General features: G+C 49.3%; 18 protein-coding genes. 12 read left to right on the top strand and 6 right to left on the bottom strand.

Features of this window, described 5'->3' with window-relative positions; translation table 11 throughout:
- Positions 1-23: 23 nt before the first annotated feature.
- Positions 24-704, bottom strand: coding sequence for a TorF family putative porin (locus LJ740_RS17015; RefSeq protein ID WP_229530323.1), 681 nt, complete (start codon positions 702-704; stop codon positions 24-26).
- Between the two features lie 121 nt (positions 705-825).
- Positions 826-1,941, bottom strand: coding sequence for a response regulator transcription factor (locus tag LJ740_RS17010; protein ID WP_229530322.1), 1,116 nt, complete (start codon positions 1,939-1,941; stop codon positions 826-828).
- Between the two features lie 171 nt (positions 1,942-2,112).
- Here LJ740_RS17010 and ubiE point away from each other — a divergent pair, with 171 nt between their 5' ends.
- Genes ubiE through ubiB form a run of 3 tightly spaced genes read left to right on the top strand, consistent with a single transcriptional unit; the run spans position 2,113 to position 5,168 of the window.
- Positions 2,113-2,889 (top strand): bifunctional demethylmenaquinone methyltransferase/2-methoxy-6-polyprenyl-1,4-benzoquinol methylase UbiE, encoded by a 777-nt coding sequence (gene ubiE, locus LJ740_RS17005; protein ID WP_229530321.1) that lies wholly within the window; start codon positions 2,113-2,115, stop codon positions 2,887-2,889.
- Complete coding sequence (locus tag LJ740_RS17000) at positions 2,889-3,533, top strand: ubiquinone biosynthesis accessory factor UbiJ (RefSeq protein ID WP_229530320.1); 645 nt, start codon at positions 2,889-2,891, stop codon at positions 3,531-3,533. The genes ubiE and LJ740_RS17000 overlap by 1 nt, the downstream gene beginning before the upstream one ends.
- A complete protein-coding gene (gene ubiB, locus LJ740_RS16995) occupies positions 3,534-5,168 on the top strand; it encodes a ubiquinone biosynthesis regulatory protein kinase UbiB (protein WP_229530319.1) in 1,635 nt (544 codons plus the stop codon).
- 2 nt (positions 5,169-5,170) lie between these two features.
- Here ubiB and LJ740_RS16990 read toward each other — a convergent pair whose 3' ends face one another.
- Positions 5,171-7,087 (bottom strand): helix-turn-helix domain-containing protein, encoded by a 1,917-nt coding sequence (locus LJ740_RS16990; protein ID WP_229530318.1) that lies wholly within the window; start codon positions 7,085-7,087, stop codon positions 5,171-5,173.
- A gap of 614 nt (positions 7,088-7,701) precedes the next feature.
- Between LJ740_RS16990 and LJ740_RS16985 the strand changes: the two genes are divergently transcribed.
- Positions 7,702-9,342: a S8 family serine peptidase gene (locus tag LJ740_RS16985; RefSeq protein ID WP_229530317.1), complete on the top strand. Its 1,641-nt coding sequence runs from the start codon at positions 7,702-7,704 to the stop codon at positions 9,340-9,342.
- Between the two features lie 83 nt (positions 9,343-9,425).
- On the opposite strand, the gene LJ740_RS16980 is transcribed toward LJ740_RS16985, so the two are convergent.
- Positions 9,426-10,967, bottom strand: a complete 1,542-nt coding sequence (locus LJ740_RS16980) for a response regulator (protein ID WP_229530316.1) — start codon at positions 10,965-10,967, stop codon at positions 9,426-9,428.
- 221 nt (positions 10,968-11,188) lie between these two features.
- Between LJ740_RS16980 and LJ740_RS16975 the strand changes: the two genes are divergently transcribed.
- Together LJ740_RS16975 and LJ740_RS16970 are read left to right on the top strand one after the other, a co-directional pair.
- Positions 11,189-16,807 carry a two-component regulator propeller domain-containing protein gene (locus LJ740_RS16975; RefSeq protein ID WP_229530315.1) on the top strand — a complete coding sequence of 1,873 codons (5,619 nt, stop codon included), beginning with the start codon at positions 11,189-11,191 and terminating at the stop codon, positions 16,805-16,807.
- Between the two features lie 180 nt (positions 16,808-16,987).
- Complete coding sequence (locus LJ740_RS16970) at positions 16,988-17,476, top strand: GNAT family N-acetyltransferase (RefSeq protein WP_229530314.1); 489 nt, start codon at positions 16,988-16,990, stop codon at positions 17,474-17,476.
- Positions 17,477-17,478: 2 nt separating this feature from the next.
- Here the strand turns inward: LJ740_RS16970 and LJ740_RS16965 are convergent, their stop codons facing one another.
- Entirely contained in the window at positions 17,479-18,396 is a 918-nt protein-coding gene (locus tag LJ740_RS16965; RefSeq protein ID WP_229530313.1) for a hypothetical protein, read from the bottom strand.
- 227 nt (positions 18,397-18,623) lie between these two features.
- On the opposite strand from LJ740_RS16965, the gene tatA reads away from it, so the two are divergent.
- From tatA to hemB, 6 genes are read left to right on the top strand one after another with little or no spacing between them, the layout of a single operon-like run.
- Positions 18,624-18,860 (top strand): twin-arginine translocase TatA/TatE family subunit, encoded by a 237-nt coding sequence (gene tatA / locus LJ740_RS16960; protein ID WP_229530312.1) that lies wholly within the window; start codon positions 18,624-18,626, stop codon positions 18,858-18,860.
- Positions 18,861-18,874: 14 nt separating this feature from the next.
- On the top strand, positions 18,875-19,183 hold the full coding sequence (gene tatB, locus LJ740_RS16955) for a Sec-independent protein translocase protein TatB (protein ID WP_229530311.1): 309 nt from the start codon (positions 18,875-18,877) through the stop codon (positions 19,181-19,183).
- The gene (tatC, locus tag LJ740_RS16950) at positions 19,184-19,942 is read left to right on the top strand and encodes a twin-arginine translocase subunit TatC (protein WP_229530310.1); all 759 of its coding nucleotides are present in this window, start codon (positions 19,184-19,186) and stop codon (positions 19,940-19,942) included.
- 1 nt (position 19,943) lies between these two features.
- Positions 19,944-20,480, top strand: a complete 537-nt coding sequence (locus tag LJ740_RS16945) for a hypothetical protein (protein ID WP_229530309.1) — start codon at positions 19,944-19,946, stop codon at positions 20,478-20,480.
- A gap of 12 nt (positions 20,481-20,492) precedes the next feature.
- Positions 20,493-21,275 (top strand): TatD family hydrolase, encoded by a 783-nt coding sequence (locus tag LJ740_RS16940; protein ID WP_229530308.1) that lies wholly within the window; start codon positions 20,493-20,495, stop codon positions 21,273-21,275.
- 25 nt (positions 21,276-21,300) lie between these two features.
- A complete protein-coding gene (hemB, locus tag LJ740_RS16935; protein ID WP_229530307.1) occupies positions 21,301-22,305 on the top strand; it encodes a porphobilinogen synthase in 1,005 nt (334 codons plus the stop codon).
- Here hemB and LJ740_RS16930 read toward each other — a convergent pair.
- Positions 22,291-23,760 carry a Ppx/GppA phosphatase family protein gene (locus tag LJ740_RS16930; protein WP_229530306.1) on the bottom strand — a complete coding sequence of 490 codons (1,470 nt, stop codon included), beginning with the start codon at positions 23,758-23,760 and terminating at the stop codon, positions 22,291-22,293. The two genes, hemB and LJ740_RS16930, sit on opposite strands and share 15 nt — an antisense overlap.
- Positions 23,761-23,765: the final 5 nt, after the last annotated feature.

Raw genomic sequence — 23,765 nt, 5'->3', positions numbered from 1 at the left:
CTTGCGGTTGGTGCTAACCGGGCTCAGAAGCTTACGGTTTTACTGATTGTTGCGAGTAAACGCGTGTCGCCATAAGTGTCCAGATCTGTGCCTTCCAGGCTCAGGCTGGCATCAAAGGCGTCAAAACTAAACTCAGAACCGATGCGCCAATGCAGGTAGTTGTCATCGCCAGGCTCCCATTCAAAGTCATCACTGTCCAGACTTTGTGAACGGTCAACGGTGGCCACCAGGGTGGTTTGTTCAGAGAAGGGGTAACTGTAGGAAATGGCCGTGATGATATGCCCTGCGCCGGTTCCGGCGTAATCAGGCGCGTACCAGAATTTCAGTTCCAGGTTGTCTTTGCCGATGGCGGCGGCGACTTCCAGATAATTGGCGTCGTTGCTGTCATCACCACCGTGATAGCTGTAGTAAAGTAGCGAGATGTCATACCAAATACCGTCTTGTAACTCATTGTAGTAGCCGGTATACAAATCTACTTCCAGATTGGTGTCGTCACCAAAGTCGACATTGGAGGCCCAGGCGCCGAAATAAAACCCCGAGTCAGCGGCAAAGTCCAGACTGCCCTGAAGTGCCGGCTTTTCATCCGTTTGGGTGACCCCGTTAAACAAATAATCCGATGCCAGGGTAATCGTTGCAGAACGCTCTGCGGCGATATTCTGGAACGACATAAGCAGTAAACACAGTGTGAATAAGCGGCCGTTCATAGGTCACCAATTGGTTGTTATTTGCTCTAATTATAGCAACCTTTGATTTTTTGCCTCTTTTTTAGCGGTTTTTTTCACGCTTTCCGGGCGGGTGTTTTCAGCGGCGTAAAGAAAGTGCTGCTTATTGCATATTTTTGAGTTTGGACATGACTTTATTAAAAATTAAACCGGTTTGTTCGGTTTTTTGCAGTGAGTGATTGTAATCGTCAAAGGCGGTATCAATGATATGGTGTATGCGTTCTTCCTGGTCTTCTTCCAGTCCCAGACTGGGTAGCAGCATTTCCAGATCACTCATCATATTGCGAATGGTTTTGGTACTGCCATCGATACTGTGTTGCAAATCCTGTGACGCGATATTGAGTAGCTGAGTAACCTCTTTGACGGAATGTTGCCAGTCTCGGGCAAGGGTCAGTGCCTGTTGTTGATTCAGGGCATCGACTTTGACTTCGAAGGTTTCCATTAAAAAGCAGAGGTTGTCCCGAAGCCGTCCGGTTTTTTCCTCATCATCGGGCATATTAAGCACCAGCAAGCTGGTATCACCGAAGGTAAAAATACAGCGGGAACCTCGGGTCCAGATGCGCTCGGACCGCCTGACAACGGTGATAATCTCCTGTTCCATAGATGTGCTGTTGCGTCCGGCAGAGGCTTCAAACCGGGGCTTGCTCTGCACTTCATAATAAAGTGTGGACTTTAACGAGAGTTCCGCCAGGCAGGAAAACATTGCCTGAGAAAGCTCCCCAAAATGGGTTGCTTTATTGGCATCCTGGACGCCACGCATAATGATACCCATTTCACTTTGTGCTGACATTGCCTGAAACGCGGTGTGACTGGCGTAATCCAGCTGTTTTTTCAGACCTGACGTAGAGCAAAGCATTTCCATGGCAGCGTGAACCTTTCTGGCGACTTCCACCACGTCATAGGGTTTGTTGATATAGTCATCTGCACCGGCTTCCATGCCGCGAATGCGTTCTTCTACAGAGGTTTTCGCTGACAGGAAAATGGTATAGGTGAAACAATGACTAAAGTCTTTTTCCACGATGCGACAAATCTCGTAACCCGTCGGGCCGGGTAACAGGGTTTCCAGAATAATGAGTGTCGGCTGATCAGGGGTCAGTGTTGTGAGCATCTCCTCGCCACTGGAAAACACACAAACCTGGTAGTCATCTTCCAGCATGCCCTGAAGCAATTCCTGTTCAATATCATCCGGCTCTACAATGCATATTCTGGGCTGAGACATAACCACTCCCTGTTTTGGGTGCACGCAAAATTTCCATTGTGAACCTTAATCAGCGCGGAGCAATTAGACAAAGGTCTAAAATTTTGAGTTATTTTAATCAATGCGCTGTTGCGTTAATCTCTGGTAAAATGTTCTCCGGCAGACAAAGCAGCAAAATTTTAAGGTAAACAAGTGACACAACACACTGAAGAAAAGCATCCATCAGCACAAGATAAAACCCACTTCGGCTACAAGCAGGTAGAAAAAAATGAAAAGGTCAATATGGTGGCTGATGTGTTTCATTCTGTTGCGGCTAAATACGACATGATGAATGATTTTATGTCGATGGGCATTCATCGCTTGTGGAAACGCTTTACCATAGATTGCAGTGGCGTGCGCAGTGGACAGAAGGTGCTGGATCTGGCCGGTGGCACCGGCGACCTGACGGCCAAGTTTTCCCGCCTGGTGGGTGAATCCGGCAAGGTGGTATTAGCCGATATCAATGGCTCGATGCTTAAAGTTGGCCGGGATAAACTGCGGGATAAAGGCATTGTGGGCAATGTGGAAACGGTGCAGGCAAATGCGGAATGTTTACCTTTTCCTGATAATTACTTTGATATAGTGACAATTGCTTTTGGTCTGCGCAACGTCACTGATAAAGACGCTGCCCTGGCTTCTATTTTCCGGGTGCTAAAGCCGGGTGGACGCCTGCTGGTACTGGAATTTTCCAAACCGGAAAATCCGCAGTTTGGCAAACTCTATGACTGGTACTCGTTTAATATTTTGCCCAAAATGGGGCAACTGGTGGCCAATGATGCTGACAGTTACCAGTATCTGGCGGAGTCTATCCGGATGCATCCGGACCAGGAAACCCTGAAAGGCATGATGCAAAACGTGGGCTTTGAGCAGGTGACTTATCACAATCTCACCGGAGGCATTGTGGCCTTGCACCGCGGGTTCAAGTTCTGATGCCAGCGCCGCAGTTAGTGTCAGCGCTGTTGGAGCAGGGGCTGAATGGCTTGTTGTCTCTGGATGATGCCAGTGCGCAACGCATTGCTAAGCTAAAAGGTAAACGCCTGGTGGTTTCCTTAGCAGAGCTTCCCGGCGATTTATTGTTTGTGTTTTCTACCTCGGTTGATGTATTGGTGTTAGAGCGACAACCGACTGAAGCTGACAGGCACACCCGTTCCGAATCCGATTGCTATCTCGAGACCAGCTTGTTTACCCTGCCGGAACTGCAAAATATCAGTAATATTACCCAGTTGATCAAGCAGGATAAGCTGTTACTGGAAGGCGACATTCAGATTGCGCAGCAGTTTAGTTACCTGCTGAAAGCGCTGGATATTGACTGGGAAGAACAGGTATCCCGTCATACAGGTGATGTCCTGGCCCATGAGATATTTCAGTTTGCAGATCGGGTCAGGCAGGGTTTGCAAGGCTTTAAACGACGTCTTGACAGCACCGTTAAAGATGCGGCGATTGAAGAAAAGAGGCTGGTGGCACCGGCACCGTTGGTGGATGAATTCAGTAGTCAGGTAAGTGAGTTGCAGCAACGCACGCAACAACTGCAGCGGCGTCTGGAGCAATTACAGCGAAAAGAACAGGGCAGTTAAGTGCGAATATTTCGAATTTACACCATTTTAAGTGTGTTGCTCAGGCACGGACTGGACAAACTCATACCTCAGCAGTTTCGCCCCTGGTATTTTTCCGTGGTTCGAATGTCGCTGTTTTGGGTGCAAAATCAATATCCCCGCAAAAGTGAAGGTGAGCGGGTTCGGCTGGCGCTGGAGTCGCTGGGCCCGGTTTTTATCAAATTTGGCCAGATGCTTTCCACCCGACGAGACTTGCTGGATCAGGAACTGGCGGATGAATTGGCACTGTTGCAGGATAAAGTAACCCCATTTGACGGCGCTATCGCGCAACAACTCATTGAGAAAGCCTTAAAGTTAGGTTCCATAGACGAACTGTTTGATGAATTCGATATCCGACCTCTGGCTTCTGCGTCTATTGCGCAGGTACACACGGCCCGCTTAAAAACCGACGGGCAACAGGTGATCATCAAAGTAACCCGGCCTGACATCAAAAAAACTATCGAAGCGGATATCGAATTGATGCGGGTGCTGGCAAAAATCGCTCAGCGGGCCTTACCGGATGGCCGACGCCTGCGGCCAGTGGAGGTAGTAGAAGAGTATCGCAAAACCATCATTGATGAACTGGACTTGTCCCGTGAAGCTGCCAACGGCAATCGTTTGCGCACCAATTTTGAACAGTCTGATGAGTTGTATGTACCGAAAATCTACCTGGATTACTGCCGGGTGAATGTGCTGGTGATGGAGCGTATCTCCGGTATTCCTGTGGCCAATGTGCAGCAGTTGCAAGCCAATAATACGGATCTGAAGTTGCTGGCAGAACGGGGCGTAAACATCTTTTTTACTCAGGTGTTCCGCGACAGTTTTTTTCATGCCGATATGCATCCTGGCAATATTTTTGTGTCCAGAGAAAACCCGGCTTCACCACAATACATTGCCATTGATTTTGGCATAGTCGGCACGCTGAACCGCGAAGACAAACGCTACCTGGCGGAGAACTTTGTGGCGTTTTTTAACTCGGATTACCGCAAAGTGGCAGAGTTGCACGTGGACTCTGGCTGGGTGCCGGCGACCACGAATATTGATGATTTTGAAATGGCGATCCGTTCCGTTTGTGAGCCTATCTTTCACAAACCTCTGGCGGAAATCTCCTTTGGTCAGGTGTTGTTGCAACTGTTCAGCACGGCACGCCGTTTTGACATGGTGGTACAACCGCAACTGGTGTTGTTGCAAAAAACCTTGCTGTATGTGGAAGGCCTGGGTCGACAACTCTACCCACAATTGGATCTGTGGCAAACCGCTAAGCCCTTTTTAGAAAACTGGATGAAGCAACAAATGGGCTGGTCGGCAATGTTGGGCAAAGTCAAAACCAACCTGCCATACTGGAGCGAAAAGTTACCTGAAATGCCGGAACTGGTGTTTGACAGTTTGCAGCAAGTGAAGCGGTTTCCGCAGAAACAGCAACACTGGCATGAACAACAGATTGTGCAGCAGCGGGAAAATACCAAGAGTATTGTGTATGCCATTTTAGGGGGCACCTTCATCGTGCTGGCGGCGTTACTCCCCGGCACAACATTACCGCTGTGGAGTGCGATGCTGTGCGGTGCGCTGGGTGCGGGCTGCTGGCTAAAAACCTTCTTTAAACTGTATCGGCTTTAACCTCAAACCGGCTCTTCGCCAAAGTGTGCCTGGTATATTTTCAGCATGGTTTGGGAATTCTTAAAACCACAACGCCGGGTGACTTCCTGTAACAGGCAGCCGCGCCCGAGCAGGTGACGGGCCAGATCCAGGCGCTTTTGAATGAGATACTGTTTCGGGGTACAGCGAGTCAGGTTGTTAACCCGCCGAAAAAACTGCCGTTTGGACAGGGCAAACTGCTCAAAATAATCTTCAAAACGAAAATCCGCATTGCTGATATGAGTCTCAATCAAACGGTTGAGTTGGGCCAGAAAGATAGCGTCCCGGGATTGCTGAAAAGGCACATGCTCTTTGATTTCCTGAAATTGTTGGCGTTTGGCCTGATGGCCCTGCAGCCTGATGGCACTCTCAAGCAACAGTTCTTTGTTAAAGGGTTTACCGAAAAACAGATGGGTGTTCAGATCCAGCGCCTTTAAGCGATTCGCTGTGGTATCCCGGGAAGTGATGAAGATCACCGGCGCACCGGGTTCTGCCGAACTGCTGTACAGTTCCTGTAGCAGCTCAAAGCCGTTACCACTGCTTTGGATGGGCTCCATTAATATGATGTCGGGTTGCCATTCACGGATCTTGTTCAGTCCGGCTTGCAGGTTAAAGATGCCTTTGCAGTTAAAATGCTGGCTCATTAGCTGTGCCAGACACATCTGAATTTCGGGACAGGGATCTAAAATCAGGCATTTAGGGCTTTCAGTGTTTGGCCCTGGCTTGTTTAACACCGGCTCCTGATAGGCCTCAAAAAATATCTGTGGCGGGCAAGGATCACAGGCACCACCGTTGTCTGCTGATTGGGTGATGTATGCCGGAAAGTGAATTCGCAGCAGGCTGGGGCCTGTTGCACTGTCAAACAGGGTAGTGCTGACTTCCAGCTGTTTACCCATGCTGGCAATCAAAAAGTAGCCAGATTCGCTCTCAGGATCGGGTATGGGGTTGATGGTGTCAGCTGGCATATCGGAACTGACCACCAAATCCAGTTGTTCCTGATGCGCTTCTAAATGGATCTGTAACCCGTATCTGGCCGGAATGTGTTTGACTAACAGATGCAGGTAAAAAGAGATGTAAATCAACAGTACCTGATCTTTTACCGGCAAAATATAGTGAATCTGTTCAGGCGCATCAAACCGGATAGTGTGTTGTGTCTCTGTGTCGGGAAAATGCTGCAACAGGCTGGTCAGGGCCCGATTCAGATTGCAACTGTTGTCGACGTTGGGGTGCAGATCGCCGGCCGTGCTTTTTACATAGCTGGTTGCCACCTGGGCGTGCTGAATGAGTTGTTCGATTTTTGCTATGCTGGATTCTGTCGCCAGGGCTTTTTCCAGTGCGTCCTGATCAAAACGGGCCTGCTGGAACCAGTCAAGGTAGTTGCTTTTAATCACAGAAAGCGGGTTGCTCAAATCATCAGACAGGGCATACAAAAAAGCATCGCGAGTTTCCATGAGCAATTGGTTACTGGCGGTCAGTTTTTGTATCACCACCTCTTGCTCTGCCATGTCTTGTTGTTGCTTATCCTGCTTCGCGTGAAATCGCATCAACCTGAATTTGTTTTTGCGTATTTTGAATCTGGCCCGCAACAAGGCAAATATCAAGAGCAGACAGCCTGTGGCCAGCAAACTCAGAAGCCCATAAAGCCATGCCACATTTTGCGGGTAAGCAGACTCCTGATGGATGAGGTCGGGGGTTTTAGCTAAGGCGAATTCCGCTGTGTTAGTGCTGTCGTTGTATACCCTGTGCCACTGGTTTGGCAGACCCGTGCTAAATGTCTTCGACCAGGGTATTTCTGTGATACGGTCAGGCAGATTGTTTTTGCCCTGCTCCAGGATACCCGACGCAAGTTGCAGGTAAAGCGCGATGTTTAACAGCACACTGAGCATTATCGAATACAACATACGCGAAACGTTAATTGAAACGCCTGGTGGTGGCTATTGGCTTCTGATGGCATTGTTGCAAACTCTTATTGTTATTTTTATCTGTATCTATTGAATCTGATTAAGGCTCCTTCCTGTTTTTCAATCCTGCGCCCAGGTACAACGGAAAGGTAAAAAATATAACCTTTTCCAGATAAGACAATAATCTGCCCAAGATTTCAAGTTACAAATTTTGACGAATTTGTAATCTATGATTTACAAACACTTTTTGCGAGGGACGCTTCGCCCAGTAAACCCATTTTCCGGTTTCGACATTAAGTGACACTAATTAAATCATTATTTATCAATGGTATACCTGATATTTCCGGATTGTCTGGTTGTGGTCGTACCAGATGCGAGGGGTGGCTATTGTCATTCAAAATTGCTGCACATGGGGTAAGAAATGTACTCGTTTTTTTGTTTCCCAAAAATTTAGCCTCCGACACTCGCGGTTTACCGTGGGATGCAACAGAGAGGTCTCAGGGGAATAAAACGGCGACCTGCTAGTACCTGATGCCGTTACGCCGTTTCAGTAATGACTGTCAGGGGTTACAGGAAATAAATCCAAATAATATCAATGACAGGAACAATAAAAGATGTCTCTTAAACTAAATAAAATATTGCTAGGTTTAGGTATTTCTTCGCTCTCGCTTATTGCCAGTTCCACACTGGCACAAGATCTTGATGCTGCGAAAGGACCGATGAAAAGCGCCGCTGAAAAAAGTGCTATAGCACTAAACAGTGCCCCTGACCTTGCTGAAATGCAGCAGCGTTACATCGTGGTATTTAAAGACAATGCCGTAATTGGTAGCGCTGAGTCGATTAAAGGCGGTGATGGTGTTTCATTGTTTGACAGAGAAGGTAAGCTGGATGCCCGCTTAGCCTCTGACTTTTTACGCGGTCTGGGTGCAACGCCAATAAAATCCATCGAAGGCCATAAGATGATGGTTGTTAACATGGACAAGGAAACCTTCAATACTGTATCCAACCATCACAGTGTTGCGACCGCTGAAGTGGATCCAAAGCGTTATCTGCAAGCGCAAACCACCCCTTATGGTATCCCCATGGTTCAGGCTGATCAGCTGTTTCAGAATAACCTGAGCGCGCGTAAAGTCTGTGTTATCGATACCGGTTACAATCTGGGTCACCCGGATCTGCCTGATCAAAACAACGGTGCCTCTGGTACTGCCAACAATGGCAGCGTGGGTAACTGGTACAACGATGGCAATGGTCACGGTACTCACGTAGCCGGTACTATTGCAGCACTGTCTAACAACGAAGGGGTTATCGGTGTATACCCAGGTGTTGATATTCACGCGGTTAAGATTTTCAATGATTCAGGTAACTGGACATTTGCTTCTGATCTGATTGCCGGTATTCAGCAGTGTGCGGATGCAGGTGCCAATGTTGTTAACATGAGCTTAGGTGGTGGAAGTTCTTCAACTTCTGAATCGAATGCGATGCAAGGTTTTAATGATCAGGGCATCATGTTAGTTGCCGCAGCGGGTAACGATGGTAACAGCACGTTCTCCTATCCGGCGTCTTATGATGCGGTTATTTCGGTGGCGGCTGTTAGCTCCAGCGAAAATCACGCCAGTTATTCGCAGTACAATAGTCAGGTAGAGTTGGCGGGACCAGGTTCGTCTGTTTACTCCACTTACCCCACGAACACCTATGCAACGTTGAGCGGCACGTCTATGGCAACGCCACACGTTGTAGGTGTTGCAGCGTTGGTATGGAGTTTCTTCCCTCAGTGTAGCGACGATCAGATTCGTTCAGCTCTGCAGGCAACCTCTAAGGACAAAGGTGCTTCTGGCCGTGATAACTATTACGGTTACGGTATTGTGCAGTCGGAAGATGCCTACAACTACCTGAACACCTATGGCTGTGACGGTGACGGCTCTGGTGGTGGCGGTGGCGGCGGCGGTGACGTCGATCCGGTAAATGGCTCATTGTCTGACCTGAGCGGTGCACGCCGCGCCTGGGATCGTTACACCTGGGAAATCCCTGCTGGTGTTACCACCATGACAGTGAGTATTTCAGGTGGCACAGGTGATGCCGATTTGTACATGCGATTCGGTGCGCAGCCTTCTACCAGCACCTTTGATTGTCGTCCTTACACTGCGGGCAACAACGAAACCTGTACCTTCAACAATCCTGCTGCGGGTACCTGGCACATCGGCATTCGGGGCTACTCAGCCTATAGCGGTGTTACCCTGAACTACAGCTATCAATAAAACCGTTTAAGGTCTGACGGGCTTCTTTTATGTGTTGGGAAGCCTTCAGTAGCAGAACACCGGGGCATGTTTGCTCCGGTGTTTTATTTTTTGGGGTATTCCAAATACACAGTGGTGCCCGCCTCAGCTGTACTGTCGAAGCGAATGACACCGCCCTGCGCTTCGGTCAGCAGTTTGGCCACATAGGTGCCAAGGCCTGTCCCACCGGGTTTGTTCCAGGTGGCATACTTTTCAAAAAAGCGCTCCTGCATCGGCGTTGCGACAACCGCAGGATTATTAACTAAACACACCACACTTTTGGGGGGGTTCTGAAAACTGATATTTATTGTTGCGCCCGCATCGGAGGCTTCAATCGCATTTTTAATAATGTTCATCAGTGTCATGCGCACCATGGCGTCTTCTGCCTGAATTATCAGTAAGGCATCATCATCAATTTGCCATTTTTGGCTTTTAGACCTGAGTAGCTCACTCAGTTGTTCCGTTATTTGTTTTACCATGTCCACTAAATTAAGGTTCATAGCATTGAGTTGATGCGCTTTATTTTCCAACCGGGTGACGATATTCAGGTTGTCCACATACGCATTGGCGGTGGAGCAAATTGCCCTTAAATGCTGAGTGGTCTCTTTGACTTTTTTGGGCTCATCATAATAGACATCCAGTTTTCTGAGATTGTCTGATATTTCCTGAAATGGCCGTTTCATGTCTTTTTGTAATGCCCGGTCGAACTCTGCCCGCAATTGGGTGTAATCCACCATGAGATCCACCTGCTCTCTGAGGTTTTTTGCCGCACGTGCAATTCGGACGTGGTTTTTCACCCGGGCGGCCAGTATCTTCGGGTTGATGGGTTTAGTGATATAGTCCACGGCACCTAATTCTAAGCCTCTGACTACATCATCAGTCTGATCCATCGCTGAAATAAAGATGACGGTAATATGTTGAGTTGCAGGGTGAGACTTGAGTTTCTTACAAACGGTCAGGCCGTCCATGTCTGGCATCATTATATCCAGAAGTACCACATCAGGAGGGCTGTCAGATAGGCAAATTTTTAATGCCTTTTCGCCACTGGTGGCGGCTTTAACCTGATAATCATGTCGTATTACTTCGGTGACAACTTTTATGTTATCCGGCACGTCATCCACCACTAAAATACTGGTGGTTTCCAGGTTTTCCGGTTCCGTTTGAGTGTGGTGAGCTGTTTTTACCGCGGCATTTTGGTGTTTTATCGGTAAGGCGATCGCGCGTTGCAGACGCTCACTGAAGGTTTTCAGTGAAAAAGGCTTAACGATAAACTCTGATATGCCAGATTTTACGGCGTTAACAACGGTAGATTGATCTAACGACGCGGAAATCATCACAAATGCACAATTGGCCATGTTGTCACTGTTGCGGACTCTTCTGAGTAATCCCAATCCGTCCACTTCAGGGGGGTGTTGTTCACATATGATGATATCCACTGGTTTCTTTCCGAGGATTTCATTGGCATGGCTCAACTTGGCGGCCTGCTGGATATGAACAAACCCCAATTGTTTGAGCATCGATGCGATGGTGGCACGAATATTATCGGCCGGATCCACAATTAAAACTGATTTCGCAGAAAAGCTGGCCTGCGGCTTACCTGAGAGCATTGATGATTCCTTTTAAACAACGACATGGGGTGTTTTCTTACTATTGGCGCATCGCCACTGTGAATCAAGGTTTTTTTGCACCTTGCATTTATTTAATTTGTTTAGCATTGTTAATACCGCATACCTTTTCCCCGGGCCGGATAACAGCATCTGACACCAGTGTTTTCAGGTCAGAATTTCTCTGCCGGGATCGATCGTGGACCGTTTTAGTGAGAAAAACCGTGAAAGGACTTAGGCCGTTATCGCTATTCATCGTTGCTGTAGAGCAAATTAAGGCAATACGCTGGCAGCGCAATATGTTCCTTCTGCTCATTGCGCTACCTGCTTTTGCGCAGCACAAAGTGGAAACCCTGTCTGTGTTCAATGGCTTAGCCAACCCGCAAATTTATGCTATCGCTAAAGACCGTCAGGGATTTATGTGGTTTGGTAGTGCCGATGGTGTCAAGCGTTTCAATGGCTACGAGTTTCATACCTTTCGACACGATCCGGACGATGCTCATTCACTGTCAAATAACAGTGTGGGAGTGATGCTGATCGATTCCTCCGATCAACTCTGGGTCGGTACCTGGGGAGGGGGGGTTAACCGGTTTGAGCGGGATGCGCAGTCTTTTGTCCGGTATCAGAATGACAGCACCCAGGCCAACTCATTGAGCGCTGACCGGGTTCAGGCGCTGTTTGAAAGTGCGGCCGGTGAAATATGGGTTGGTACCAACGGCGGTGGGTTAAATCGTTACAATGCCTCAAAGGATAGTTTTACGGCATGGCAGCACGATCCGGACAACCGCAATTCACTGGCCCATGATCGCGTCTGGAGTATTGCCGAAGATCACAGCAATACATTGTGGATTGGCACCTCCAATGGCCTGAATCAGTTTGACCCGGTGGCACAGACGTTTAATCATTTTGCGCCATCTGAGCAGGGATTGGACCACCCTGAAGTCAGAACCGTACACCTGGACAATGAACAGCGCATTTGGGTGGCAACGCGACTCAGTTTTGGCCAGTTTGAGCCTGCCAGTGGCGAGTACACGACGTATAATCTGCCGGCCGGGAACCTGCCAAGCATTACCAGTATCACTCAGGTTGAAGGTTCTTTGTTATTGGCGACGTTTGCTGGTGTGTACACATTTGATCTGCAACAAAAACGTTTTGTACCGGCGGGAGAAGAGCAACAATGGGGCTTACTGGAGAATCGTGACGTACGTCAGGTGATGCAGGACTCTACCGGTATCTTGTGGGCAGCGACCCGCTATTCCGGCGTCATCAAGGTTTATCAAAATGCCACACCCTTTGAAGGCTGGCGCAACATCTTAGCAGAATACCCCTTGTCCGGCTTGTTCAACCAGGTGGTGTCACTGCATCAGGAAAACACCGGGGAAATCTGGCTGGGCACCGGCCGCAGCCTGGTAAAGTTTGATGGCGCAGGTCAGTTTGCACCCCACATGAATACAGCAAGTCTGAACAAACTCAATCGGCTCAGGGTGTTAAACTTTGCTCAAAGTCAGTCGGGTGAAACCTATCTGGCCACTGATAATGGGCTATACCAGTGGCAGGGTGATATGTCGCGCATTCAACGCATCGTCATCCCGCAGTTGCAACCAGGGCGGCAGTCACTTGACTGGGTTACAGTGTCTTCAGGCACCCTGTCTTCCGATAATGAATTCTGGTTGCTGCTTTCAGGTGATAATCGCATTGTTCGCTGGTCTCCTGTAAACAACAGCTTGCGTTACTACCTGGACAATGTCGATCCGGCGTTTATATTTCAGACCCAACCGGATGAAATATGGGTGGGCACTGTGGGAGACGGCCTGTTTAACATCAAAACTACAAGTCATGCGGTTAAGCAATTTCATCAGGGGGACGGCAGTGGATTATCTGACAACACCATTAATGCGGCGCTGAAGGGAAAAAAGGGCGAGTTTTGGGTAGCGACACGGAAAGGCGTTGACCGTTACAACCCGGCTACGCAGCAATTTGAGCATTTCGCCATTCAACGTGAAAATCAGGATATCGCGGTGCAGAGTTTGGTGATGGACAGGCAAGACTACCTGTGGTTGGCCACCAATCAGGGCATTTTTAAGTTGGAACCCGCGGATGGCACATTGCATCATTTCACGGTCAATGACGGCTTGCACAGCAATAATTTTCTGGCCCGTTCTGCCCTGATGGCAAAGGATGGCAGTATTTATTTTGGCAGCATTGATGGCTTAACGCGTTTCCAGCCTGAAGAGGTATATGTAAATCGGGTACCACCGCCTGTGGTGATCACCGGTTTGACACTGGACGGTCGGGTTATTAGCCCGGTGCCTGAAACCCTGGAAGTTTCTCATCATTTTAAGCAGATTCAGATTCATTACGCAGCACTGGATTATCAGGCGCCGGAGGACAATCGCTATCGCACCCGGGTAACAGGGTACTCTGATGACTGGAGCCCTGTCTCTCCGGCCACTACGCTGTCGCTGGGTCGCCTGCAACCTGGCGAATATCAGCTGCAAATTCAGGGCAGTAACAATCATGGTGTATGGAGTGACACGCCGGCGACGTTGCACATTGTTGTGCATCCTGCCTGGTATCAGAGCCTCTGGTTTCTGACGCTTTTTCCACTGACTCTGATTATCATTATGTTGCTGGCTTGCCGCTATAAAATGCAACAGCACGCCAGGGTGCAACGTTACCTCTCGGCCCAGATTGAAGAGCGAACTCAGGACATACTGGTTTTGGGGGATGTTGGCCGGGATCTCGCCAGGACCTTTGATGCCAGCACAATCGCCCAAACGATTTTTGAGAAACTGCGCAGTGGCATCGATTGCAATACCTTTGCCTTGGGCATGGTCAACCGGGAAGCCGGTTTTCTGGAATTTATCTATGCTCAGTGCAATGGTCAGGACAGTTCGGGAACGCGGTTTTCATTGCAGGAAAAAGATCTGGCCTCTGTCTGGAGTGCAAATCACGGCCAGTCGCTCGCACTGCAAAACGACAGGCAATGGCAAGCGCAGAGCCTGGACCGCAGCAAATGCCTGAATGGACATGCCACTCAATCGGTCATTTGTGAACCCTTGTTAACTCACGATGGTGTACTTGGCGTAATCACTTTGCAAAGTGAGGTTTGCGATGCATTTAGCCATGCCCATCTAAGTATGTTGCGGGTAGTGGCCAGTCACGCATCGGTAGCATTGCAAAACACCATTGCCTTTGGCGAATTAGAAGCAGCGCAAAAGCGCCTGGCATTGGCAATGGAAGGCGCGAATGCAGGCATGTGGGAACTGGATTTAAGCAACAACAAACTGATAGTGAGTGAAATCTGGGCGCGGATGTTGGGTTATGAGCCAGACGAACTGAACAGTCGCTTTGGCAGTAGCCCGGAAAAGTTTATGGAACTTCTGCATCCGGACGATAAGCAGCGGGCTACCGCCAGCATTGCTGAGCACCTTGAAGGTAAAAGCGACACTTACCGGGCGGAATTCAGATTGTTAAACAAGCACAATGAATGGCAATGGACCCTCAGTATCGGGCAGGCTGTTCGGGATGCGAAAAGCGGTAAAGCGCTGCACATGTTTGGTATTCACCTGGACGTGTCTGATGCCAGACAACTGCAGGCGGCACTGGAAGAGGCCAGAGATAAAGCAGAGCAGGCCACTCAGGCTAAATCTGACTTTTTATCTAATATGTCTCACGAAATTCGCACCCCGATGAACGCTATTATTGGCATGAGTCATCTCGCCTTGCAGACAGAATTAAACCGCAAACAACACAATTACATCAGTAAGGTTCACAGCAGTGCAGAATCATTGCTGCGAATCATCAATGATATTCTCGACTTTTCCAAAATAGAAGCCGGCAAAATGGATATCGAGCACCTGCCTTTCGACCTGGAAGACGTTTTGCACAATTTGGCGAATGTGATGGGGTTTAAGGCGGCGGAAAAACAAATCGACTTCTATTTCTCCATCGCGCTGGGCACACCCACCATGCTCATTGGAGATGCTTTCAGACTGGGGCAGGTGTTGCTCAACCTGGGAAACAATGCCGTGAAGTTTACCGAACTGCATGGCGAAATTGTCATTCGGGTGGCAGTACAACAAGATCGTGACGATGCGGTGCTACTGCGCTTTGATGTGCAGGACAATGGCATAGGTATGACGGACGAGCAAAAACAGCGCCTGTTCCAGTCATTTAGTCAGGCAGACAGTACCATTACCCGTAAATACGGAGGAACCGGCCTGGGACTGGCAATATGTAAAGACCTGGTTACCCTGATGGGCGGTGAAATTTGGGTGGAGAGTGCGCCGGGAGTGGGCAGTACCTTCAGTTGCACAGTGCACTGTGGCAAAGATCTCAACGCCACCGTAGCTGTGCAGCACCCCTTGCAGCAATGTCACATTTTATTACTGGATGCCAGCACCGCTTCTTTGCAGGTGATGATGGATATGTTGTTGCCCATGGGCGCGCAAGTCACCGCCATTAAGGATGTGACTGAGCTGGACAGGGTTCTGGCTGAATCCGCTGCTTTGCCTGAGTTGGTGATTATGAAAACTGACAACCACGGAGAAGTGGTAAACCAGTGGCTGCAGTGCACAGCGGCGCTGCATCACCGAGACTGGCAGCCCAAAGTTATCCTGTTGTTGCCATTCGCTCAGGACGATGCGCAAAATACCGGCGATTTAGTGATTTCCGCCGTCCTTAACAAACCCCTGACTCCCAGTGTGTTGTTCAATACCTTGCAGGAAGTCATGCAACAGGGAGTCAGAGAGTTTGCCCGTCATCAACAAAACAGTGATAAAGATGTCGACTGGCGCAAGCTTAAGGGTGCCCGGATATTGCTGGTGGAGGATAACGCCCTTAATCAGGAATTGGCCACCGAGCTACTGACTCAAAAAGGCGTGGTGGTTACGCTGGCTGAAGAAGGACAGTCTGCCATAGACCTGTTAGCGGTACAGAGCTTCGATGTGGTGTTGATGGATTGTCAGATGCCGGTGTTAGACGGCTATAGTGCCACCCGATTGATTCGACAGAACATTTCTGAAGGTTTACCTGTGATCGCCATGACGGCCAACGCAATGGCGGGAGACCGGGAAAAGGCTTTGGCTGCGGGAATGAATGATCATATCGCCAAGCCCATTGAGCCGAATCAGATGTACAGCACTATTGCCAAATGGCTGCCCGCTGCTGTTGCAACTGACGGGGATAGCAAGGTTTTATCTCCAGAAGTGAACACAGTATCCGCCCCGCTGAATAACGAAATTGCCTTGTCGCATCTGGATCTGCAAAAAGGCCTGAATACCTGTGCCAACAACCCCAGCTTGTATATCAAATTGCTTCAGGGGTTTAGCGAGCAGCAACCGGTATTTCAGGCTGCGTGGGCCACCGCGCAGGAGAGTCAGCAACAGGAGGAAATGGTACGTCTGGCACATACCCTCAAGGGTAATGCCGGCAATATCGGTGCCATGAAGCTGTATGCTATTGCTGGCCAGCTGGAACAGCTTTGCAGTCATCATCCCGAACAGGTTATGGATGCGCTGTCCCGGTTACAACAGGCATTGGCTGATCTAAATCAGGAAATTCCGCAGGCTATCACTGAGTTGATGGCGAATTTACCTGATGATGTGGCTGAGCCCCCGCCGTCGGATGCTGACATTTCCTCCGAGGCTTCCGGCCCATTACTGGAATTGTTGGAAACTCAGGTCAAAGAGTCTGATACGGCGGCTGAAGATACGCTGGAACAGTTGCTTCCGCTATTGCCCGAACATCGAACTCTGCTGGAAAGTGCCTTACAGGCCCTGGATGAATTTGATTTTGACCGGGTGGAAAGCCTGCTGGAACAACTGAAAAGTAGCCAGTAACGCGCCTGATTTTCCCGGTCTGGTGAAATTTTTCATTGCAATGCACTTTCAATCAATAACAAGAGCCCGGTCTGGTGAGCGCCACAGGCACGCTTAAATGCGTTGTCGGATGTAGGTGGTTAACGTCCTGTCTGGCCTTGATATCACGCTGACTTTACCACTGACTATTGGCACCGAATGATGATTATACGCAAAATACAAGACACTGACTGGCCTGCAATTCTGGCGGTTCAGGAGCGCGTTTATATTGATGTGCCACCCGAACCCCTGAACGTTTTGCAGGATAAAGTACGGCACTCCAAAGGCACCTGCTTTGTGTGTCTGGCTGGTAGTCGTCTGGTGGGATATTTGCTGTCTCATCCATGGGGTGAGGAAAAACCCCCAACATTGCATCAGACTCTGGCTCCGGCTTATTGCGATGACTATATATTTCTCCATGATCTGGCGATTGATTCAGCACAAAAAGGCATGGGATATGGAAAGGCCCTGCTGGCCGCATTTTGGGACTCCATTAAGGCAAAAAAGGTCAACGCGGTACGCCTGGTTGCAGTGCAGGACTCCGAAGGGTTCTGGCAACGACAAGGGTTTCAGGTTAAAAAAGGGCTGTCGGTGGCCGCCGGATATGGCGACAGTGCGACTCTAATGGAAAGGCTACACAAAAGCGGGTAGGGCTAATAATTGCCAAAGAAGCCTTCAACCCGCAATGCCAGGCCGTAAGAAGCGCTAAAGTGTTCGTCTCTGCGCCATAAAATGAAGGGTTCAACTTCAAAATACAACCATTCCCGTACGGCATTTTTACGCCAACGGCTGCTCACCAGGTATTCTTCTACGCGGTAATCCGGTTGGCTTAAACCTTCTACGTAAAATCCGGTGATCAAGGCGGATTTTTCATCCAGCCGGTGCATACTGTAAAGGTTGTGCTGCCACAGCCAGTCGTTACTTTCGTCGCGATAAAAAAAGTTGTTGTCCAGGCGCAGCACCGCGCTGTTAAACAAATCTTGTTCCAGTTGCAGTCCCAGGTGACTGCCAAAGCCATCGTGACTGTAGAAATAGGCTGCGGCTTCCCAGCGATAGCGTTGGGTCTCGGTCAGTTCGCCCCGGGCGGCATAGCGTGAGCGGGCATAGGGCTGCGCCTTGCGACCAATGCCGATGCGATGCGACCACTGACTATCTTCGGTTTGTTTCTGGGTCCACTTCAATGCCAGGTTAAAGCGATTTTGCCGTGATAACACATCGTTTTGGGCGGCCTTAACCGGGGCTCTTTCCAGGTCTTCATCGTAATCACTGAATACCAGATCCACCTGATTTTTCAGGTTGGGCAATTTAAATTTGAGCCTGATTTTGGTTTCAAATTCGGCGATATCCCGGCTGCGGGGTTCCCAGCCAAGGCTTATCCGGGCACCACCTTTGGGCTCCTCATTGACGACAAAGTTCTCGTCTGCAAAAAAATCATCCAGCCAAACGGCGGTGTCATTAACGGACCCCGTGACACTTTTATGTAGTGAGTCCCACCATTGCTGTTCCGGGTCCGCATAGGCTAACGGCATATACAACAGGGCACTTACCAGGGCGATATTTACTTTTTGCAACAATCTGCTCAACCTTCCACTGTCTTTTTGCTATCTAAATAGTTGATAATGGGTTCATTAAACAATAATGAAAAATTACCTCAATACACTAAGTGTGGTCTATAACTGCCTGCAACGGCAACTATCAAACACAAAGATATTTGAGAAACCGTCATAAAAACCCGTCTGACTCTCTGCATTTGTGGGTTGATTGGGTATAATGCTTAAAAAATTTCAGGAGACATCTCATGGGTGGCATCAGTTGGGTACAGTTGCTGATTATATTAGCGATTGTGGTATTGCTTTTCGGAACTAAGAAACTGAGAAGTTTGGGCTCGGATTTGGGCTCTGCGGTAAAAGGTTTTAAAAGTGCTGTCACTGACGAAAATAAACCCGATGCGGACTTCAAAGAGCCGGAAGGTGTCCAGGATCAGTCAAATAAACAGCAAACGACGCAATCCAAAGAAAAGCAGAACGCTGAATAATCAGGCCATAAGTCATGTTTGATATCGGATTTTGGGAGCTGCTGGTAATTGGCGTGATCGCGCTCCTGGTGCTGGGCCCGGAGCGGTTGCCCGGTGCTATTCGCTCCACCAGTCGCACTATCCGTAATATTAAGAATGTCGCCAATGGCTTTCGCCAGGAAATTGAACAGCAGGTTCGCATTCAGGAACTGCATGAAAACCTGAAAAAAGCCGAAGAACAGCAACTCAAAAACCTGTCGCCGGAACTGCAGGAGAGTGTTGACGAGCTAAAAGCGGCGGCACAATCCGTTAACAAGCCCTATCAAAAAGAATCGAATCAATAGATGTCCGAAGCCACCACATTAATTGACCACCTGGTGGAGCTGCGCAACCGACTGTTAAAAGCGGTTTTTAGTGTGCTGCTGGTGTTTATCTGCCTTGCTTATTTTGCGCAGGATCTGTATTCCCTGATGTCTGAGCCTTTACTCAGCGTTATGCCTGAAGGGGCGCAAATGATTGCTACAGATGTGGCCAGTCCCTTTTTTGCCCCCTTTAAACTCACCCTGGTGTTGTCTTTTTTTATTGCCATTCCCTATGTGCTTTACCAGATGTGGGCGTTTGTGGCGCCGGGTTTATATCAAAATGAAAAAAAGCTGGTGGCACCTTTGATGTTGTCCAGTACGCTGTTGTTTTACGCGGGTATCGCCTTTGCCTTTTTTGTAATTTTTCCGCTGGCATTTCCATTTTTTATCGGGGTTGCGCCTGAAGGGGTGGTGATCAGCACCGATATCAACAGCTACTTAAATTTTATTCTGAAACTGTTTTTCGCCTTTGGCGTCTCGTTTCAGATCCCAATCGCCATTATATTACTCTGTTGGACCGGGTTTACTACCGCAGAAAGCCTCAGAGAAAAGCGGCCTTATGTGATTGTCGGGGTCTTTGTCGTGGGCATGTTAATGACACCTCCCGATCCCATCTCGCAAACCCTGTTAGCATTACCTATGTGGCTTTTATTTGAACTTGGTGTCATGATCGGTGGTCTATACGCAAACGCCAGAGAAAGCTCTGAACTTGACGAAGAAGAAAAAAGGATAGCGAAATAATATGAAATTAACTCGATTCGCGCTGGTTGCCATCGCACTGCAACTGATGAGTTTTAATTTACAAGCAGAAACATTAGCCGAGGCCGTGGACAAATGCCGGGTTATCAGTAATTCCCTGAAAAGACTGGTGTGTTATGACCAGCTGGCACAACGGGCCAACAATCTGGAAGATTCAGAACTGGCGGAGTTTTATGCCAAACGCCCGGTTGCAGCTCCGGTACAGGGGCAAACATACGCCCCGGTAGCCAGTGATAATTCTGCCATGCCAGAAAATACCTTTGGTCTGGAACTGGAAGTATTGAAGGAGAAAAAAGCCGAGGCATCAGAACAAACATCTATCGTCGGCAAGGTAGATGAAGATCCTTATGGCAAGCTGATAATCACCCTGTCTGACGGACAGGTCTGGAAGCAAATGGATTCGGAACAGTTCCGTCTGTCGGCAGGTGATACTGTGGTGATCAGCCGTGGCTTTATGGGCTCGTTTTATCTGAAGAAAAACGGTCAGAATAAGACCTTGTTAGTCAAGCGTCTAAGTTAACGAGGGGAACCTGTGTCCCCTTTGTTTGATATTGGCGTTAATCTTACTAACAACCGCTTTAACGATGATCTGCAGCAGGTCCTTGCGCGTTCAAAAGAGGCGGGAGTGCAGGGCCTTCTGCTTACCGGCACCTCGGAGGCCGAAAGCGCTGCAGCGCTGAACATCTGCCACAACTATCCCGATTGTTGGTCGACAGCCGGAGTGCATCCCCACGATGCCGCCAATGTCTCCGAAAATTTTATTGCGCAACTGCGCCACTTAGCCCGTGACGACAAAGTGCTTGCCATCGGAGAATGCGGCCTGGACTTCAACCGTAATTTTTCGCCCAGGGAAGCACAGCTAAGCGTGTTTCAGCAACAGATAGAATTAGCGACCGAGTTAAACCTGCCCCTGTTTTTGCATGAGCGCGACGCATTCGATGAACAGATTAAGATGCTGTCTGCGGTGAACCGTTTGCGCGGTGTGGCCCATTGTTTCACCGGTACCCCTGCCCAGATGCAAGCATATCTGGCACTGGGTTTGTATATCGGGATCACCGGTTGGGTGTGTGACCCCCGGCGCGGACAAGACTTGCAGGAAGCGGTAAAACACCTGCCATTAGAACGACTGCTGCTGGAAACCGATGCGCCCTTTCTTACCCCGAAAACCTTGCCAGGTAAAATCAGACGCAATGAACCCTGTTATCTGCCCCATATCGCAGAAACTGTCGCTGATCTAAAACAAATTTCTGTAGAAGAAGTTGCCCGTGCTGCTACGCACAATGCACAAACACTTTTGGGTTTCGCCTTAAATTAGTACCTGTCATTAACCAGGAGAGCTTATGCCATTTTCCCATTCTGAATTTCCTGCGACGCGATTGCGCAGAGTACGCCGCCAGGCATTTAGCCGAGATTTGGTACGTGAACACCAACTCAGTGTTAAGGATTTGATTTACCCGGTGTTTGTACTGGAAGGCGAGCAGCAAAAAGAAGCTGTACCTTCTATGCCGGGTATTGAACGATTATCCATTGATTTGTTACTGGAAGAGTGTGCCACATTGGTGGAATTGGGTATCCCGGCGATTGCGCTTTTTCCGGTGACGCCACAATCGGTCAAAAGCGACGGCGCTGAAGCCGCCTGGGACCCGCAAGGTTTAGCGCAACGCACAGTGCGGGCGGTAAAAACTGCCTTTCCCGAGCTTGGGGTAATTACTGATGTTGCCCTGGACCCTTTCACCAGCCACGGGCAGGACGGCTTAATCGACGCCTCCGGTTACGTGTTAAACGATGAAACCGTAGAGGCACTGGTGCGCCAGGCTTTGTCGCATGCAGAGGCGGGCGCAGACATTGTTGCGCCTTCTGACATGATGGATGGGCGAATTGGTGCCATCAGGCAGGCACTGGAATCGGCGGGTCACATTAATACCTGCATCATGGCTTATTCAGCGAAATATGCCTCACATTATTATGGACCCTTTCGTGATGCGGTGGGTTCGGCGGCCAATCTAAAAGGGGCGGACAAAAAGAGTTATCAGATGGACCCGGCCAATTCAGATGAAGCTATCCGGGAGATTGCGCTGGATATTCAAGAAGGGGCCGACATGGTGATGGTCAAACCCGGTATGCCCTATCTGGATATCGTGCGTCGTTGCAAGGCAGAGCTGGCGGTGCCAACTTTCGCCTATCAGGTCAGTGGTGAATACGCTATGCACCAGGCGGCATTTGCCAACGGCTGGTTAGCCAGGGATGCCACGATACTGGAATCCTTGCTGGCGTTTAAGCGGGCCGGTGCCGATGGTATTTTAACCTATTTTGCCAAAGAGGCGGCCAGCTTACTCAAAGCCTAACTGCCAGTTAACGGCCTTTATGCTGCTTTGCTCTTCTTTCAGTAAATGTTCCAGCAACGGATTGCTGGCCAGATAGCCACGGTTAAACTGCAGTTGCCAGTGACTGTCGTTTATCTTGATATCCGGCACCATAAAGCGATTGTCGAGGCGTTGACTGCACAGGATGGTGGCCAGTCTCAAGGTGCGGATCAGCAGGTTTATCTGGTGCTCGTTGCTTTTAATACTTAGCCCGTCGCTGTGGGTCGCATTGGGATTAGAGCTGACCACCCTGGCAATCAATTGTTTTTCTTCAAAGTTTAGCCAGGCCATGTTGGTATGCTGGATAAGGTAGCGACTGTGTTGCTGGTGATTTTTAAAACTCACCATTTGCCCGGCTTCATGCAGTAAACAGGCATTTTGCAATACTTTTTGCTGCATCTTGCTCAGGCCTGGCTCAGGCTGACAGTTGGCCAGAATTTGCTGGCAACAGCGGTAGACCCGGTGCGCCTGACTTTCATCAATGCGAAACAGGGCCAGCACTTTTTCCTGAGTGCGGTTAAAGGGCGTGGGCAGGATAGTGGCCAGTACCCCTTCCCGCAGTGCCCCCTGTGCCAGGTGCATTTCTTTGATATTCAGGGATTCAAATAAGGCGATTAAAATTGCCAGTCCGGCCGGAAAGATCGCTCTGCGACTTTCCTGCAACCCGTTAATTTTCAGGTTGTCCAGATGCCAGGCGGAACAACAGGCTTGTGCTAATTGGTGTAAAAAGGGCAATGTGATGATGGCGGGCAGGTTTTGGGCACTGAGAATTTCTACGATAGCCTGAGGCGTACCTGAAGCGCCGAGACAATCATCCACCTTGAGATCGCGAAACTCATCCTGCACCGGCGCTATCACCTGTTTGGCCGCAGCAACTGCCTGCTTAAAGCCTTCGGCGTTGAGTTGATTGTTGGCAAACCATTTGTTGGTCCATGTGACGCAGCCCATGTTCAGGCTTTGCAATGCTTTGGCCTGATTGCCTTTGCCCCAGCCCAGCTCAGTACTGGCGCCGCCAATATCGATTACCAGCGAAGTCTGATTGGGCTTTTGATCACTGGTAACACCGTTGAATATCAGTCTGGCTTCTTCTTCGCCGCTGATCACCTGTATTTTGTGGCCCAGGATTTTTTCACCCTGGTGCAGAAAGTCCTGACGATTTTGCGCCAGACGCAATGTGGCTGTGGCAACAACCACAATGTTGGCGGCGGGAATGTGCTGTAGTTGCTGGGCAAAGATCGCGAGGCAATCCCAGCCCCGTTGCATACTGATTTGATCTAATTCTTGTTGCTCATTAAGCCCTGAGGCCAAACGGACTTTTTGTTTTACCCGGTTCCTGATGCGAATCCCGTTTTTGGTGTTTTCTACGACCAACAGGTGAAAACTGTTGGAACCAAGGTCGACGGCGGCATAGGTGTTTTCGAGCATGTCGTTTGGCATCGGGC

It is taken from the genome of Planctobacterium marinum (assembly GCF_020687805.1).
In the GTDB taxonomy this organism is placed as follows: Bacteria; Pseudomonadota; Gammaproteobacteria; order Enterobacterales; family Alteromonadaceae; genus Planctobacterium; species Planctobacterium marinum.
This window is presented reverse-complemented; position numbering and strand designations above follow the sequence as displayed.

Excerpts from the sequence above, each read along its gene's own strand:
- hemB (WP_229530307.1), top strand. The coding sequence starts at position 21,301 with ATGCCATTTTCCCATTCTGAATTTCCTGCGACGCGATTGCGCAGAGTA.
- tatB (WP_229530311.1), top strand. The coding sequence starts at position 18,875 with ATGTTTGATATCGGATTTTGGGAGCTGCTGGTAATTGGCGTGATCGCG.
- LJ740_RS16980 (WP_229530316.1), bottom strand. The coding sequence starts at position 10,967 with ATGCTCTCAGGTAAGCCGCAGGCCAGCTTTTCTGCGAAATCAGTTTTA.
- LJ740_RS16990 (WP_229530318.1), bottom strand. The coding sequence starts at position 7,087 with ATGTTGTATTCGATAATGCTCAGTGTGCTGTTAAACATCGCGCTTTAC.
- LJ740_RS17010 (WP_229530322.1), bottom strand. The coding sequence starts at position 1,941 with ATGTCTCAGCCCAGAATATGCATTGTAGAGCCGGATGATATTGAACAG.
- LJ740_RS16930 (WP_229530306.1), bottom strand. The coding sequence starts at position 23,760 with ATGCCAAACGACATGCTCGAAAACACCTATGCCGCCGTCGACCTTGGT.
- tatC (WP_229530310.1), top strand. The coding sequence starts at position 19,184 with ATGTCCGAAGCCACCACATTAATTGACCACCTGGTGGAGCTGCGCAAC.
- LJ740_RS16970 (WP_229530314.1), top strand. The coding sequence starts at position 16,988 with ATGATTATACGCAAAATACAAGACACTGACTGGCCTGCAATTCTGGCG.
- LJ740_RS16945 (WP_229530309.1), top strand. The coding sequence starts at position 19,944 with ATGAAATTAACTCGATTCGCGCTGGTTGCCATCGCACTGCAACTGATG.
- tatA (WP_229530312.1), top strand. The coding sequence starts at position 18,624 with ATGGGTGGCATCAGTTGGGTACAGTTGCTGATTATATTAGCGATTGTG.
- LJ740_RS17015 (WP_229530323.1), bottom strand. The coding sequence starts at position 704 with ATGAACGGCCGCTTATTCACACTGTGTTTACTGCTTATGTCGTTCCAG.
- LJ740_RS16985 (WP_229530317.1), top strand. The coding sequence starts at position 7,702 with ATGTCTCTTAAACTAAATAAAATATTGCTAGGTTTAGGTATTTCTTCG.
- LJ740_RS17000 (WP_229530320.1), top strand. The coding sequence starts at position 2,889 with ATGCCAGCGCCGCAGTTAGTGTCAGCGCTGTTGGAGCAGGGGCTGAAT.